Genomic DNA, 16,688 nt, shown 5'->3' with positions numbered 1-16,688 from the left:
TGTCAAAACGGCTGAAGAGCTGGTGTCCGCGCTTTCTTCCGATCGTGCAAGGCTTTTCGCCTTTCTGACTTTCATTCTGTGTGTCTTTGCGCTTGGCGGCGGATCACGAGACGACATACAGTCCCTGATTATATTGAGACCGCTGGCGATATTGTTCTGCGCCTACGCCGTGATACAATGCAATCGGCGAATTCTCGCGCTACACAAAATGCCTCTTTTGCTTATTTTGGCCTTGATGATTCTGATGGCTGTGCAACTGGTGCCGTTGCCGCCAGCGATTTGGACACAGTTACCTCAGCGCGAAATATATCTGGAAATTGCGCTACTGATGGAAATGGAGCAACACTGGCGTCCGTTATCGCTTGCTCCGACCAAGACATTGAACAGCCTGTTTTCGATGAGCATCCCTCTGGCCACATGTCTGCTGTTCATTATTCAAACCCCCGAGTCGAGAACCAGGATCATGCCATTTATTGCTGTGCTGGGGCTTGTGAGCGGAGGAATCGCACTGCTTCAGTTGCTTGGTTCGCCAAACGGACCACTCTATTTTTACGACATTACGAATAATGGAGCAGCTGTCGGACTGTTTTCGAACCGCAATCATCAGGCGATATTTCTGGCGAGCGTGATTATCATGCTTGCTTGGCACTTTTCCGTCATTGGCGCAGGTCGGCATCCATCGACTCTTTCCCTGCTGGCAATCACTCTGGCAGTCCTCGCAATCATTCCGCTGATCCTGGTTACCGGATCTCGGGCCGGGATTCTGGTGATGTTGGTCGCGATTTTCCCGTGCGCATATTTCTACTATGCCGCGGTCAGGCGCAAAAACCGGCGTTCAGCAGACAAGATTTCGAAGAATCGCAAGCTGATCATCATGGGCCTGGCCGTCGCCTTCTTGTCAGTGATAGCTCTGGCATTCGTTCTGGCAAGAGCGGAGGCTCTCGACCGCCTTTTGAATACCCGCTTTTTCGAAGGGATTCGCGCTAATTTGCTGCCTGTTCTCTGGCAGATGGCGAAGGATTATTTTCCATTCGGATCAGGTTTCGGCTCCTTTCAGCACATATTTACCCGTTACGAGAGCCTGGAATTGCTGCGACCTAACTATTTGAACCAGGCCCACAATGACTGGCTGCAATTCTTGATCGAGGGTGGTGTAGCAGCGGTGTTTGTTGCGATCGCCCTGCTGATCTGGATATCCGCGAAGACGATTGACGTGTTTCGCAATACACGGGCCTATTCCGGCCAACGACGACTGGTCATTGCCAACTTGTCGATCTTGGGAGTAATGGCTCTTGCCAGCGCTGGAGACTATCCGCTTCGGGTGCCGATTATAATGATGGTCAGCACTGTGTCCCTGTGCTTGTTGGGATCACTGGAAAGGGTGGAGCGACGATCGGTTAAGACCGGGTAAATTTTGACTGACTATTTGGTAATTTCTGCGTACAGGTCTTGCCAGGAATTGCCAAAGATGGCGCAAACTCTTCGAAGGAAAATTGCACCAATGAAATCAATGGATGATCTGGTATGAGAGAAAAATTGACAATGCTGCTGGTCGTGCTGTTGCTAGGCGGCTGCGCGAGCAATCAGTTTGGCTTGGGCGCGGATGTTCAGGTTGTTTCGACAGATGCATTTCCCGAGCCCAAGCGATCTGACCTGCTGGCGGCAAACCGGCCCTATCTTATCGGACCCTTCGACAAACTGAAGATTGACGTGTTCGGAATTGAGGATCTGGAGAAAGAAGTTCAGATAGATGCCAGCGGACGTCTCTCATTCCCGCTGATTGGTGTGGTGGAAGCTGCCGGATTGACACCTGGTGAACTTGCAGAGGAAATGGAATCCCGTTTGCGAGGACGGTTTGTTCGAAATCCGGAAGTGACGATAAACCTGGAAGAAACGGTGAGCCGTGTGATTACCGTTGATGGAGAAGTAAATGAGCCGGGCCTCTATCCCGTAGTGGGCCGTATGACTCTCATGCGTGCGGTTGCGACGTCCGGGGGTACCACTGAGTTTGCGAAACTGAGCAACGTAGTGATTTTCCGTGTCGTAGATGGTCAGCAAATTGCCGGATTGTACAATCTGAAGGCAATCCGTAGGGGAAATTATTCCGACCCTGAGGTATTTGCCAACGATGTGATCATCGTCGGTGATTCTCAGGCGCGCCGGATTTTCAAGGATGTGCTGCAGGCTTCGCCCCTGATCACAACTCCATTGATCATCCTGTTTAACAGAAGATAACGCTTGCAGAAAACATGACCGGGAACACAGAGCAATGCGAGAGATCGGAGATATAGTTTTTCAATGGTAGTTGAAGCCAAAAACACGACAAGTCCACACAATATGAATCAAGTAGATGTGAACTCCGACGACCGCCGCGATGAGCAGGTGCCCTTGCTGTTGCAATATTGGCAGGCGGTGTCCCGATATCGCATCGGCATAGCTTGTATTGTGCTGGGTACAATTGCGCTGGGAATCATCGTCACGTTGCTGATGACGCCCTATTATACGGCAACGTCCCGTATTGAGATCAACCGCAATCAGGACAAGGTCACCAATGTTGAGGGTCTGGAAGCCGAGGATGTCGGACAGAATCTGGAATTCTATCAGACTCAATATGCCCTGCTCGAAGCCCGGTCTCTGGCAGATCGGGTGGTCCGTTCGGAAAACCTGGCGACGGGAGATGCTTTTTTTCAGACGTTCAATGTTGACCCCGACGAGAACGGCATAATCTCCGGAAGTGATAGCCGCCAGTCATCCGAAGACCGTCGCCGACGTTTTGAACTTGCGATACGATTGCTGCTGGACAACGTCTCGATTTCCCCGGTGCGGGGCTCCAGCCTCGTTGATGTCAGCTTCCGCAGTCCCGATCCGCAGCTGTCAGCTTCAATAGCCAACGCATGGGTTGCACAATTTGTGGACTCTAATCTCGACAGGCGTTTCGATTCCACAATAGATGCCCGAAAGTTCCTTGAGGAACGGCTTGCGCAATTGCGTGCCAGGCTGGAGGATTCGGAACGACGGCTTGTTCGCTATGCTGACAACAAGGAAATTGTAACGCTTTCTACGACAAGGGACGCCGAGGGGAGCACGGTAGGTGGTGATACCTTGATCTCGTCCAATCTCGCAGCTTTGAACAAGGCGCTGACGGATGCGACGGCCGATCGCATTGCTGCTCAGGCTCAGGCCGATCAAAATGGTCTTAACAAGGACGCAATCGAAAATCCGGCGATCAACGGCATGCGTCAAAAACGAGCTGAAATTGCATCTGAATACGCCAAGATACTGGTCCAGTTCGAACCGGAATATCCCACCGCGAAAGCGCTTGAAAGGCAAATATCTGACCTTGATGAGAGTATCGAAAAGGAAGAGTTGCGAATGCGAACGGGCGCACTTACGCGGTATAGTGAGGCGCTGAAACGGGAACGCAACCTGCAAAACCAGGTAGCGCAACTGAAATCCAAGTTCAGCGGGGAACGCCAGGATACAATCCAGTACAATATTTTTCAGCGGGAGGTTGATACCAACCGCCAGCTTTATAACGGGTTGCTTCAGCGGTACAAAGAGATTGGTGTTGCCGGGGTGGGTAGCAACAATATCGCAGTTGTTGATCCGGCCCTGGCACCGGAACAGCCTTCCAGCCCCCGGATATTGCTTAACATGGCGCTCGCCATGCTCATGGGTCTGGGGCTGGCGGGCGCCTATGTTGTGGTGTCGGAGCAGATTGATCAAACCATCAAGGACCCATCGGATCTGAAAAACAGGCTGAATCTTGCGCCGTTGGGTTCTGTGCCCGATATGCGGAAAGACGACATTATCTCAATGCTGCAAGACAAAAAATCGGTAGCTTGGGAAGCCTATATTTCCATTCAGACCAGTCTGTCTTTTCTGACGTCTCACGGGGCGCCGCGTTCTTTTCTCATGACCAGCACCCGCCCGAACGAAGGCAAGAGTACTTCGGCATTTGCCCTGGCCGCGGTGCTGAGCAGTACAAACCGGAAGGTTCTGCTGATCGATGGCGACATGCGCAATCCCTCTCTTCACCAGATGATCGACCAGAAAAACGTGCAGGGTCTGAGCAACTATCTGTCGGGCGATGATGACATTGACAACCTCATCCAGAAAATGCCTGATCAGGGGTTTTGGGTCATGACAGCCGGCCCAATTCCGCCCAATGCGGCGGAACTGCTCAGCAGTCCCAGGATCAAGAAACTTTTTGATCATCTGGAAGAGAAGTTTGACTGTGTAATTGTCGATGCGCCGCCGGTTCTGGGGCTAGCCGATATTCCGCTTTTGGCCAATGCCGTTGAAGGGGTCATTTATACGATCGAAGCCGGCGGGGTAAAAGTTCGCGGTATTGAGTCGGCTCTGCGGCGAGTGCGATCATCTCATGCAACGATTTTCGGAGCGATCATTACCAAGGTCAAGTCCAGTGGGACGGGTTATGGGTATGGCTATGACTACCAGTACAGTTACGGGCAACAGGATCCTTTGCCGGCACCAAGCGCATAGGCGGTGTTGATGTTTCGACTTATAATTTTCTGGTCATCGGCTATTCTCTTGGCCGTTTTGGCTGCCTGTTTTTCAATCTCCAGCGCTGCTCGAAAAAACAATACGGAGCTGGCGCTGTCATTTTGGCAAATGGACGGCTTTGCCCACCAGCAAAAAGCGAGCGCCGAATACCGGGAATATGCCTCCGGATCAAAGCCGTATGAAGAGATCGTCGACTCCAGACTATTTGACACGGCGAGAAAGGCTTTCGTTCTGGAACCGACGGCTTCAAAAGCGCTGGCGATTTTGACGCTTGATCCCGATATTTCGGAGGCTGACAGGCTGGGAGACTATGCGGTCGAGCTGTCCAGGCGGGATCCTCTGACAAACGGCCTCATGATTCAGCGCAGTGCTGAACGAAACGATCTTGAGGCCTTGCTTGGTTTCTACGACGTCGCAATGAGATCAAGTTATGCCGCTGCCAGTACGCTGAACATCAACATGAGCCAGGCGCTGCACCATCAGCAGGCGATCAATCCAATCACAAGGTTGCTGAGGCGGAAACCGCCTTGGTCGCGATCATTCTGGGACGTTGTTGTGAAGGACCGAGATGCCTTGACCAATGCCTCAATCCTTCGCCAAAATCTGACGCGTGACAGCGCTTCAACTGCCAGTTTCAACGACACGGAGCTGTTCCGGTACCTGATTGGCTACGGAAAATTTGCGGAAGCAAAATCTCTCTACAACTATCTCCAGGACGAGTCAGACGAGAAGCGCCAGATCGTCGCCAATCCGTCCTTTGAGAGGGTTCCCGCCTATCCTCCCCTTGACTGGCAGTTCTTTTCCGAAGGCGATTTCAGTGCCGACATCGATCCCGCAAAAGAGATGGTCAGCTTCGAGACATTTAGCAGCGGTGAAAAGATCTTCGCGCGCCAGCTGCTGGCCCTCGAGGGCCGCAAATTTCGCCTCGATATTGCGGCAGACAGCGAACAGCCTGCGGGTCAGTTTTTTGTCAGACTGAAATGTTCCCGTCCGAGAGAAGCAACCGGGGAACCGCTCAGCTTTGAAGTCAGCAAAACCAGGCAGCAATTCGAATTTGCTGCCGCGGAAATCGGCTGTGTCCATGTCTGGCTGGAACTTGTCGGTCGACCGACATCAAATAACTCGGCAACTTTTGCCGACCTCGAGCATGTACAGATTCATGTTTCATCATGATGCCCGGCCTTTGACCGAGGCCCACCTGGTGTTTTTTGCAATTGCCCCTGGTCAGAATGCGGCTTGTCCGGATCCGGCGACGGCCTGCTGATCACAAAGGATTGTTGATGAAAATCGTAGTGACAGGGGCCAGTGGCTATATTGGCAGGCATCTGGTTCCGAAACTAAAATCAGACGGTCATGATCTGCTGCTGGTTGGCAGGTCCCCGGAGCAGCTGGCCAGGCTACATCCGGACTGCGCAAGCTGTTCCTATGACTCTCTGGAACAGCATGTTCGAGGCTACGAAGCCCTGGTTCATCTTGCCGTTCACAACAACACCAGTGATGCGGATCTGGAGCAGTTCACAGCGGTCAACGTGGGATTGCTGAAACAGGTTTTTGACATTGCAGCATCTGCAAATATTGCGAGATTTGTCTACATTGCAAGCTTTCACGATCAGTCAGGAGGCGATCCCTATTCAGTCAGCAAGGCCGAGGCGGCCGATTGGCTGGATCAGCAAAACGGGACAAGCATAACCAAGATCCGGATACCAGCCGTGTACGCAGAAACTTTTCAGGGAAAGTTGTCCATGGTCAGCAAGTTCCCAAAATTTGCGCGTCCTGCGGTTCTGACATTTGCCCGGGCTCTGAAACCGATTGTGGCCATGGACCTGGTTGTTGCAACAATCACCCGTTCGCTTGTGGAACCACATTTTCCCGAGACGATGCATGTTTCTGACGATGTAACCGGAAATATGCCATATCGAATCTGGGACAGCATACTCAACGCATCATTCGTGCTGGTCGTTGTGTTGGGCTTCTGGTGGTTGCTTGCCGCTTTGTGGGTCGCGATTCGGGTTACTTCTCCGGGACCGGCAATATTTGCACAAAACCGCGTTGGTCTGCATGGACAGGTTTTTACTTGCAGAAAATTCCGAACAATGCACGCCGGTACGGTCCAGGCGGGTACCCACAAAGTCACGGCAGACTCCATTACGCGCATAGGAGCCGTGTTGCGGCGCACCAAACTTGATGAACTTCCGCAGGTGTGGAACATTTTGCGGGGACATGTGTCGCTGATTGGTCCGCGCCCCTGTCTCCCGATCCAGCATCAGCTGATTGAAGAACGCCGACGAAAGCATGTTTTGACGATCAAACCGGGCATCACAGGGTTCGCGCAGGTCAGAAACGTCGACATGAGTGACCCCAAGCGGCTGGCGACCGTTGATGCTCAGTATCTGGTAAGGAAAAGCATCACCGCCGACATCGGGATCTTGTTGGGAACGCTTACCGGTCGCGGACTGGGAGACCGGGTTCGGAATTAGGTGCCCGCGGTCGAGGAGGCCTTGCTGTCAACATTTTCGGACGCTTCTCTCAACCATGCGATCAGGTCTCCGTAGACTTTGTCCCGGGAATATCTTTCAAGAAAATAGGTGCGCGCAAGTTCGGACATTTTCTGACGTTCTGCTGCACTGGAACTGACCATTTTGCGTATCGTTTCAGCCAGTTTTGCCGGACTGGATGCTTCGGCGACATAGCCCGCTCCGGATTGTTCGAGAATGCGGGCACCTTCGCCATTCAGTGAGCCGACAATTGGTTTCCCGCACGCCAGGTAACATTGCATTTTGAACGGCACGGTCAGATTGAATATCGCATTGTCCTTGAGACTGACCAGCATGGCGTCTGCATGTGAAAAGAAATTGGGCATCCTGTTCATGGGGTGGCGACCCAGGAACAAAAACTGATCTTCCAGACCCAGATCGGTTATCCGCTTGCGCGCAGATTCCAGACCTCGCCCTCCGCCGATGATCACCCAGACGAGTGCCGTTTCTGCACGCAGCAACCGGGCCGCCTCGATCAGGGTATCGAAATCCTGACTTTCGCCGATATTGCCCGCAAACATAAGACGAAAACCATTTTGGGGTACAAGGCACGCCTCGTCCTTGCTTTCGTCTCGCGTTTTTGGTGCATATTCTTCCGGTGCAGTGTTGGGCAAAAAACGAATTTTGTTTGACTGTACGTCGAATCTCTCGATCATGGCCGGGAACTGTTTGCTCTGGACCAGAACCAGATCCGCCTGCCGATAAATCCAGCCACAGATCCATTCCAGCGGTTTGACGATCAGGGCACTTTTCAGATTTAGGGTCAATATTGGGCTTTCAGGCCAGATGTCCTGTACCCAATAGACCAATGGCACTCCTTTTGTGCGTTTCAGGAAAATGCCGGCAATTGCCTGGGTCAGCGGGGAGGGCATGGAGACCAGAGCAACATCCGCCTGTTTCAATTTGCGTGCGATCTGCCACGATGCTGTTACCGGGAAGGTCAGATAGTTCAGCAGTAGCGCGATTTTCGATTTGCCGCGCGGCAGCGTCCAGGCACGATACACATTTGCGCCGTGCAATTCCTCCTCACGTCGATCGCGGTTCGAATATCCCTCGTAAAATTCGCCGGCCGGATAATTGGGGACACAGCAAAATACGTCGACGGAATGCCCATTTTCAAGCAATGCCCTGACCATGTCCGTATTGGAAAAGGGCTCGGGATGAAAATACTGGGAAATGAATGCGATTTTCAACTCAGGCGCTTTCTTGATCATTGAGGCGGATGCCGTCCCACTTGTTCGAAACTCGCGCTGTTCCAAGGATGTGCTTGACGACCCGTTCGGACGTGTTCGTGATGGTATAGTCAGCAGGTATCGGAATGCCTGATCCGTCTTTCCCGCGTTCCTCGTACATTCGCGTGACGATTTCGACGGCGTTTACAATTGACTCCTTGTCGACACCCGTCATCATGATGCAGCCAACGTCAATACCTTCCGGACGTTCGATAGCGTCGCGTGGTGTTATTGCCGGAAAACCCAGAATCGATGCTTCTTCAGCAATGGTGCCACTGTCCGAAATCACGCAAAAGGCACTTTTTTGAAGCCTGTTATAGTCGTGAAAACCAAATGGTTTTTCAAAAGCCACGTTTTTGTGAACTGACATGTCAAGTTTTTCCAGGCGCTGTCTCGTTCTCGGGTGGGTCGAGACCACGAGCGGATAGCCATATTTTTCGCCAAGTTCGTTTAGCGCTTCCAGCAAGACCTTTAGTCTGGCCTGATTGTCGACATTTTCTTCGCGGTGAAGTGAGACGACAAAAAACTCCCCCCGGGTCAGGCCGAGCGTGGAAAGAATCTCCGATTCCGCTATTTGCCGGGAGAATTGATCCAGCACCTCACGCATGGGGCTCCCAGTCAGATTTATCCTGCGGTGGGCAATACCTTCCGTCAGGAGATGCCGGCGCGCATGTTCCGTATATACCAGATTGAAATCCGCAATATGATCTACCAGCAACCTGTTCGTTTCCTCGGGCACATTCCGGTCAAATGACCTATTGCCTGCCTCCATGTGGTAGATCGGGATTTTCATGCGGCGCGCCATAATGGCCGATATCGCGGAATTGGTATCTCCAAGAATGAGAACCGCATCGGGCGCTTCTTTTTCCAGAACTTTTTCCGTTTCCGCAAGAATTCCACCAAGCGTTTCTCCGAGACTTCCGCCTCCGACGCCCAGAAAATAATCCGGTTTTGGAATCTCGAGATCCTCGAAGAACACCTCGTTCAGTTCATAGTCCCAGTTCTGTCCGGTATGCACCAGTACATGATCACAGTACAAACGCAGCCCCTTCATTACCTGTGAGAGCCTTATGATCTCCGGCCGAGTGCCAAGGATCGTAACAACCTTGAGTTTTGTCATGTCATACCTTGTCTGCATAAGTGTCGGGATATTCAGGATCGAATATCTCGTTGCTCCAGAACATTGTCAGCAGCGGCGTTGAACCAATATTCTCAATATTGTGCGTGTGCAAAGTGGGCATATCGATAAATACCGGTTTTTCACCGCACACGCGAAATTCCCGCACAGTGTTGCCAAGTATATGCCGTATCCGGATCATTGCTTCACCCTGGATGACGAGGAAGCGCTCGATCTTGTTGATGTGGAAATGATCGCCGCGAACTATTCCGGGTTTTGTCACAGACATAAAGGTCTGTCCGCTCGAAGCCTTGACTGCCTCAAACAGCACTCCGCGATCGTCCACATTCAACTCGACCTGACGCGGCCAGCCCTCGGGGTAGGTTGCCGAGCGATAAGTGTTGAAAAGCTGCACGTCAAAAACGGTTGAGAGCTCCGGCACGGTCTCTCCGACATATTGGGAATGAAAAGTCTGCAGCTTTTTTGCCAGATCCGCTATGCTGAGCGGCAAGCCTTCCGGTTCCATAATCCCTGTATGGCCCTGGTCCATAGCGTCGACAGCGATCTGTGCCGCTTCTCCTGCATGCAGCAGGCTTACCTGCCCTTCCGGATTAATCGTCAGCGGTTCCTCTTTCAGAAGCTGATCGACAAGCGTTGCAGTGACATTATTGTAATAGGGCCGGGCTCCTTCCCCGAAAATGTGAGGCAAGGTCAAATCCGTATATCTTTCGGCAAAATTCTCAAGTTTCTCTCCCGCAACTCTCTTCGAGCGACCGTACGCACTGTCAGACCTTGAATGGGTGGAATTTGCATAGATAATGTGAGGCGAAATCCCGGCCTTGATGCAACTTGCAATCAGGTCGTCCGCAATTTTTGGGTTGGCTTCTTCAACTTCGTTTTCCGGCCCGCGGTTCACTCCTGCAAAATGGAGGATGCTGTCCACGCCTTCCAGCGCCTCGGCCAGTTCGACTGGATCGGAAAACAGGGCATGATCAATGGCAACAATATCATGGACGATGTCCTTTCCCGCGAACCTGGCCGCGCAATTGGCAGCATGCAGTCTGGCATGGGCGTGCGAGCCGATAAGTCCCTGTACACCCGTAATGGCTACCTTCTTCACCGACCTTGTCCTTCCGCGAGTTCTTTCTGAATTTCGGGCAAACTGAGCAACAGCGACTCGACTTCTTTCACGGACAGTCTTTGAGTATTGTGCGAATGATAATCTTCCAGTTGAGACGTTTTCTGATCACCTTCACTGAAGTAGGACTTGTAGTTCAGGCCCCGGCTGTCGAGCGTTATGCGGAAATAGTCTGTCATGTCCTCTGATGTTGCAAGCTCCTGCGCGCTGGCCAGGGTTTCGTAGAGCTTTTCCGCATGGCGCCAGCCGATAAATTCAACCGGGTGCTCTGGCGCACCGAACAGATTCTTTAACGCGGTTACCAGATCGATGATCGTCGATGCAGGGGACTTCTTGATGAACAAATCACCCTGGTTGGCATGGTCAAAAGCATGATTTACCAGCGCCACGGAGTCGCGAAGCGGCATCAGGAATCTTGTCATCTTCGGTTCGGTGACAGTGATTGGAATCCCCGCCTTGATCTGTTTTACAAAAAGAGGAATGGCCGATCCGCGAGAATACATGACATTGCCATATCTCACACATGATATTGTGGTGCGAGAGTCGTCCCCCAATTCCCGGGCGGCTGCCTGGGCAGTTTTTTCCATGATCGCCTTGGACATGCCCATCGCATTGACCGGGAAAACAGCCTTGTCGGTTGACAGGCAGACCAGACTGCCAACGCCACTGGCAATGGCAGATCTGATCACGTTCTCGGAACCGAGCACATTTGTCTTGACGGCTTCCAGGGGAAAAAATTCGCACGACGGCACCTGTTTGAGGGCAGCCGCATGAAAAACGCAATCTACTCCCGCCATGGCCCGGTCAACACTGTCGCGATTCCGGACGTCACCAATATAATATCGAACACGGTCATCCTGCAGGTCGTTACGGAGTGCGTCCTGTTTCTCTTCGTCCCTGCTCAGAATCCGCAGTTCAGAGACACCTTTCTCCAAGATATCCTTCAGCATCATTTTCCCAAATGATCCTGTTCCGCCGGTAATGAGCACTGTGTTTCTAGTTGTTTTCACCAAGAGTGTCCTGTCGTTTCTGTTGAGAGGATGATTTAACCATTTGCGCCGCCGGCGCCCAACGTTTTCCATAGCTGGTTTGCCGAATTTGACCAGCTATAGGCTTTGCTCAACTCGTAAGTCTTCTTTCCCAGACTGGTCATCTGTTCCGGCTCGGCTGCCAAAAGCATGATGGCATCCTTGATGGAAACGGGGGAAAATGGATCAAACAAGATAGCAGTTTCGTTTAGAATTGACGGCATGGGTCCCTTGTCCGAGGACAGGATGGGCAATCCGGACGCCATTGCTTCAATGAGTGAATTGGGGAGGTTTTCGCATGACGAGGCATAAAGAAATGCATCAGATTGACGAAGAATCTCTCCCACCTCTTTTGATGAACGCTGCCCGGCCAGATTTATCCATTCTCCTTCCGGATCATAGGCATTCATTGCTGATTCCAGTCGCTCGCGAAAGGGGCTGTCCATGTTCCCGACGAGGTTCAATGTTGCCTGAACTCCGGAAACGCGCGCAGCGGCCACGCCTTCTATGACGTTCCACTGGTGCTTGTATGCGTCGAGATTGGAAACATATGTGATCTTGAGCGTGCTGCGCGTTCGTGTCTCTGACTGTTCAGAAGGATAGAACTGTTCCCGGTTGACACCATGAGGAATGATCGGGAATTCTTCCGGGTCATCATCCAGATATTCTGCAACCAGATCACGGGCATATTCGGACAAGAAAATCACTTTTTCGGCGTTTGAATAAGTTCGCAACTGTAGCCAGCGGTTAAGTCGCAACCTGATTTGCTGTTTCGAGTGCCACGGGTAAAGTTCCCGCTGTCCAGGTTCGAAACACAAAAGATCCCGGCACATTGCTACCTGGGGCTTGTATCTGCATACCGAGACGCCATTCGGGATGTACAGCAAGTTGCAGCCCGTGCGATCAAGCTCTTTTGGAAGTTTCGTGCGCTGCCAGAAAACTTCGCGTAAAAGATGATCGGCAGCTGAGCCAATGGAATGAGGTTTCAGCCATGTCCGATCGGGTATGGCGTCAAGTATATGCGGTGCCGCCCAAAGATGTACTTCCGAGATGCCAAAATCGCGCGGATCGCCATTTTCAAAAATGTTTTTCAGGTAGCCAATTGCTCCTCCGGAGCGGCTTCGCGTGCCATCAATGCCAATAATCATTTCTGTCGACCAGCCTTTACCTGAGGACCTTGCTGATATCGTCCAGGTAGGATTCCGCAACATGCTGTTCACGGGCCAGCTGAAGCGCGCCTCGGGATTTTTTGTTATAGGCAGATCTGCTGGAGTACAAGCTCGTCAGAGACTGGGCCAGGGCGCTGCTTATATCTGTACTGTTCAATGTTACGACCGCATCGAAAGCGCTTGCGTTGCGGGCGAAAGTTGAATGGTCAAGGACCATGACCGGCACACCTTGAGCCCAGCTTTCGACCGCCTTGGTTGGAAAGCCGGCTTTTTCATATCGCGCATCGTCCCGGAATACCGCCGAGAAATCGCTCTGCTGATACAGCGTTACAAGATCTTCTGATTTCAGGCGTCCGTGAGCAACCGTCGTAAACTTGTCAGTGGAGGCAGGAAACAGATTTGCCAATTCGGAATGCTCGGGACCCGCAATATGCAATTCACAGGCGAAGGGCAGTCGGGGTGCAATTTCGTGCAGGGAATCAGCAAGCAATCGAACCTTGTCCTTTGCCCCTGGAAAGCCGGCATATAAAAACCGCACTGTGTCGCCTGTTGCGAAATCCCGTTCGCGTGGTCCATCGAGAATTCGGTCTTTTCTGACGAGTGGAGGAATAACCGCAGAGTTGGCAATCGAAAGCTGGCTGTCCAGAAACGGAGATACCAGAATTGCTCGACGAAACATTCGGTAGATGACGTACATCCTGGCGATGACTTCCAGTTTTGCATGGACGGAATCCAGATGACTGGATTCGTACCATTCGGTGCAATCGAGCACCGCCTTGAATCCGCTGACCTTCGATCTGACAAGACATGCCAGGGCCAATGCCGAACTCGGATTGTACAGGATCACGTGGGAGTAGCTTCGCGACTTTGTGGCACGGATGCCTGTTGACACTATGTCCCGGTATGAGCGATCCCGACAGTCTCCCGCCGCCTCATACAGATTCCCGGGTTCAAACAGGACTGGCACTCCGTTTGCGCTGTTCATGGGAAGCAGGTAGACTTCATGACCCAGAAGATGCATTCCAAGAGACAGTTCGAGAACGCGTTTTCCGGCAGCATCAACAGGATTCAGCCGGAAATTTCCGGCATAAAGGATACAGGTCATCGTCTGGCCAAGCCCGGATCTTGATTGTCCGCTTTCTTCGATGTCCTTTTTAGCAACGCGATGAAGACAAAAAGAACGGGAACGAGAACCGTGTAATATCTGCCGTTGATCTGCGGATTCAACAATATGGCGGCGAAGATTGAGATCAGGCAGTAATAAGTGATTTTCAGGTTCCCGTCCCAGTGTGCCCGGCCTTTTACATAGGCACCAAAGGCTATGGGGATCTGTAGCAACAAATAAATGGCAGCGGGTGCTCGCAGGAATTTCGCGGCATCGATCTGGCCATTCTCGTAGATAAATACACTACCAAAAAATTCCCATTGATACAGCGCAATTCGAAGCGGCACTCCGAATGGAGCGAGGATGGGATTCTGATAAAAATATCGCGTGATTTGTCCCGTAAAGCCCTCACCCAGTGTATCGAGCGAAATGAAGCTTTCCGCACGTAGCACAAGGATCCCGAGTACACTGGTGACACTGAACAAGGCTATCGTATTGAACTTCAGGCTTTTTTGCGTCAAAATGGACAATGCCATGAAAGAAGCAATGAAGTAAACCAGTTGCTGTCTGATCAGAAAAGCAGGAATAATCAGCAACAAAACATAAGTCCACTTTCGGCACAATCCGAAATAAAGGGCGGCAACCACTATCGCGAGCGTAATCATGTCCTTGTTGATCAGCAGTGAAAAATAAAGCACCGATGTATTTAACATGATCAACAGAAAGGACTGGATCGGAAGATCAAGTTTCTCGCAAATTTTTACATAGAGGATTCCGTAGATCCCCAGGAAAAAGCAATTGACGGCAAATGAAACCTGTTGAATGTCACGCCCAGGCAACAGGTTGTATATAAAAGAAATTCCATAATTATTGTCAAATAACCGGAATTCAAATGCTGATCGGTAATTTATATAGTTATAGTAAATCTTGTGATCATGGATATTGGCAGGACGTGACCAGAGATTATCCAGGGAATACAGATACGCATCCCCAATAAATAGATAGTACAGATAGGAGCTGGCCAGCAGTGTGACCACGCAGCCATATCCAAATTTTTTCCTGTCACTTAATGTCATCATATTTCTTTGCAAAATATGCCCGCAAAGCCTTGTCTTTTTCTGGGCCCTGCAATCTGCCAAAGCCAAGCGAGCGTTTGCGCGCGGAGTCCAGATATTCATCAAATGTTCGGATGATGCGGGCCGGGACACCGGCCACAACGGAATTGTCCGGAACATCCTTTGTCACCACTGAGCGTGCGCCGACAACAACGTTGCTGCCAATCGTAACTCCCGGCAAAACGAGTGCGCCCATGCCGAAATACACATTGTCGCCGACAACAATTCTGTCGGTTAATTCCAGATCTGGATCCAAATGACGCAGAACCAATGTGCCACCGTCATGCGTCACAAAATTTGTTCCGGAAACGATGTGTACATTTTTCCCCAGTTTCACGAGCCATGGCTCACTACCAAACGCGCCGGGTTTGAGTCCGTAAAAATACACCGGACCTTCAACATCCACACCGATCTTCCTGGCGTAATGCAGGGCTCCCTTGAGTAGCCAGATTCGGTGAATAATTGATGTCTTTAATGATGAAAGCCTAGACATTCTCCGGTTCCCTGTAGTTGTTCGCGGCGATCCAGCCACACAGAATGGTGGCAAGATTCTGCACGATCAAAACTGCTCCAATCATTGTGATCCAGTCGAACGCGGAGCGATATGGGAAGAGCAGAGTAAGGGCAATGAATATTATCGTCATGAAATCGATGCCCAGTTGCCATTTTTGTTTTTTGCAAATCCTGATCATCTGGCGGAACGGGGAGGAGGCGAGGAACACAATCGCCGCGCTGAACATTATCGGGCTTATTCGGGCTGCCAACATCCATTCGGTCGACAGAATGAATAACATGATCGGTTGAAGAACGATCCAGGAAAGGCTGACCCCCACAATTGCCAGCAACAGCAGGTGATAATATCGGATTTGTTTCAGCACCTCGAAAAACTGCGATGGCTTTTGACCCACAGCACCGAGAAAAGCCCAGCCAAAACCAACTGACACAACGACTACCGGCCCCCATATCAATCGGTGTGCCATTCCGAAATTTCCCAGCTCGGCTTCGGAGAATAGTCTTGCACAAAGAAAAAATGGCATAAACACGACTGCCACGGAAACGAATTCCTGAATTGTTCCCCAGAATGAGAAGTCTGAAAACTTTGCAATTGTTGCCTTTTGGAGTCCCTGTTTAACATGGCTGAACAGCCGGAGTCTCTGACGGCTTTTCAAAAACAGGAACAGGCAAATGCACGCTTCGCCAAAAATTAATCCGGCTACCAGTCCGTTCAGTTCGAGATTGACCATCACCGCCTGACCACCAACGATGCATACAGCACGGCCCAGATTGGCGAGCGCAACAAGGTGGATCCTGTTCAATCGAACCAGCATGGCTCTGCTGCTATTGGACAGGCAAACCAATATTCCAATGAGAGCACCCGTTGCCAGAATTCCATCAAGCAAAAGAAGTACGGCAGTCGATATAGCACCAAGAATCAAGGCGTTACATACGATCGCGTGAGCAATGTCGTTTACTGTTCTTTCATCTCTGACCGTTGGGATGGCAAGATGCAGTTGCAGGCCAAATGCAATTGCACACAGCGCTGCAGTATTGATCGCCAGCGTTAGCTCGCCAAAGGATTCTACCGCATAAACCTGCGTCAGCAAAATGATGCCAACAAGTTGCAGCGCCTGGCCAACAGCGCCTGAACCGGACATCAAGGCCGTCGAATTTGCGATTCCCATGTGCTTTGGCATTATTGCACCGGATCCCGACTCTGCATGCC

Annotated in this window: 14 protein-coding genes; 5 read left to right on the top strand and 9 right to left on the bottom strand. The window is 51.4% G+C overall.

Annotation, left to right across the window (positions count from 1 at the left end; genetic code table 11):
- Positions 1-244: 244 nt before the first annotated feature.
- The 5 genes from BUQ90_RS17080 (at position 245) to BUQ90_RS17060 (ending at position 7,004) form a co-directional block, all read left to right on the top strand.
- On the top strand, positions 245-1,411 hold the full coding sequence (locus tag BUQ90_RS17080; RefSeq protein WP_159437135.1) for an O-antigen ligase family protein: 1,167 nt from the start codon (positions 245-247) through the stop codon (positions 1,409-1,411).
- A gap of 131 nt (positions 1,412-1,542) precedes the next feature.
- A complete protein-coding gene (locus BUQ90_RS17075) occupies positions 1,543-2,235 on the top strand; it encodes a polysaccharide biosynthesis/export family protein (RefSeq protein ID WP_239447478.1) in 693 nt (230 codons plus the stop codon).
- A 117-nt stretch (positions 2,236-2,352) separates the two neighbouring features.
- The gene (locus tag BUQ90_RS17070) at positions 2,353-4,506 is read left to right on the top strand and encodes a GumC family protein (protein WP_204244813.1); all 2,154 of its coding nucleotides are present in this window, start codon (positions 2,353-2,355) and stop codon (positions 4,504-4,506) included.
- Positions 4,507-4,515: 9 nt separating this feature from the next.
- Positions 4,516-5,700, top strand: coding sequence for a hypothetical protein (locus tag BUQ90_RS17065; RefSeq protein ID WP_159437134.1), 1,185 nt, complete (start codon positions 4,516-4,518; stop codon positions 5,698-5,700).
- Positions 5,701-5,807: 107 nt separating this feature from the next.
- Entirely contained in the window at positions 5,808-7,004 is a 1,197-nt protein-coding gene (locus BUQ90_RS17060; RefSeq protein WP_074206529.1) for a hybrid nucleoside-diphosphate sugar epimerase/sugar transferase, read from the top strand.
- Here the strand turns inward: BUQ90_RS17060 and BUQ90_RS17055 are convergent.
- The 9 genes from BUQ90_RS17055 to BUQ90_RS17015 are packed head-to-tail and all read right to left on the bottom strand — an operon-like array spanning position 7,001 to position 16,659.
- Positions 7,001-8,275, bottom strand: coding sequence for a glycosyltransferase family 4 protein (locus tag BUQ90_RS17055; protein WP_074206272.1), 1,275 nt, complete (start codon positions 8,273-8,275; stop codon positions 7,001-7,003). The genes BUQ90_RS17060 and BUQ90_RS17055 overlap by 4 nt on opposite strands.
- Positions 8,256-9,413, bottom strand: coding sequence for a non-hydrolyzing UDP-N-acetylglucosamine 2-epimerase (gene wecB / locus BUQ90_RS17050; RefSeq protein WP_074206271.1), 1,158 nt, complete (start codon positions 9,411-9,413; stop codon positions 8,256-8,258). Before wecB ends, BUQ90_RS17055 begins: the two co-directional genes overlap by 20 nt.
- Position 9,414: 1 nt before the next feature.
- Positions 9,415-10,530, bottom strand: a complete 1,116-nt coding sequence (locus tag BUQ90_RS17045; protein ID WP_074206270.1) for a polysaccharide biosynthesis C-terminal domain-containing protein — start codon at positions 10,528-10,530, stop codon at positions 9,415-9,417.
- Positions 10,527-11,537, bottom strand: a complete 1,011-nt coding sequence (locus BUQ90_RS17040; protein ID WP_275425823.1) for an SDR family NAD(P)-dependent oxidoreductase — start codon at positions 11,535-11,537, stop codon at positions 10,527-10,529. Before BUQ90_RS17040 ends, BUQ90_RS17045 begins: the two co-directional genes overlap by 4 nt.
- A gap of 56 nt (positions 11,538-11,593) precedes the next feature.
- On the bottom strand, positions 11,594-12,724 hold the full coding sequence (locus tag BUQ90_RS17035) for a glycosyltransferase (protein ID WP_074206269.1): 1,131 nt from the start codon (positions 12,722-12,724) through the stop codon (positions 11,594-11,596).
- 16 nt (positions 12,725-12,740) lie between these two features.
- Positions 12,741-13,850 (bottom strand): glycosyltransferase family 4 protein, encoded by a 1,110-nt coding sequence (locus tag BUQ90_RS17030; protein WP_074206268.1) that lies wholly within the window; start codon positions 13,848-13,850, stop codon positions 12,741-12,743.
- A complete protein-coding gene (locus BUQ90_RS17025; RefSeq protein WP_074206267.1) occupies positions 13,847-14,929 on the bottom strand; it encodes a hypothetical protein in 1,083 nt (360 codons plus the stop codon). The genes BUQ90_RS17030 and BUQ90_RS17025 overlap by 4 nt, the downstream gene beginning before the upstream one ends.
- The gene (locus tag BUQ90_RS17020; RefSeq protein WP_074206266.1) at positions 14,913-15,458 is read right to left on the bottom strand and encodes an acyltransferase; all 546 of its coding nucleotides are present in this window, start codon (positions 15,456-15,458) and stop codon (positions 14,913-14,915) included. The genes BUQ90_RS17025 and BUQ90_RS17020 overlap by 17 nt, the downstream gene beginning before the upstream one ends.
- Positions 15,451-16,659 (bottom strand): lipopolysaccharide biosynthesis protein, encoded by a 1,209-nt coding sequence (locus tag BUQ90_RS17015; protein ID WP_159437133.1) that lies wholly within the window; start codon positions 16,657-16,659, stop codon positions 15,451-15,453. The genes BUQ90_RS17020 and BUQ90_RS17015 overlap by 8 nt, the downstream gene beginning before the upstream one ends.
- Positions 16,660-16,688: the final 29 nt, after the last annotated feature.

Source organism: Parasphingorhabdus marina DSM 22363 (genome assembly GCF_900128895.1).
In the GTDB taxonomy this organism is placed as follows: Bacteria; Pseudomonadota; Alphaproteobacteria; order Sphingomonadales; family Sphingomonadaceae; genus Parasphingorhabdus; species Parasphingorhabdus marina.
Note: the sequence above shows the minus strand (reverse complement) of the source record. Positions and strands in the feature narration are given on the sequence as shown.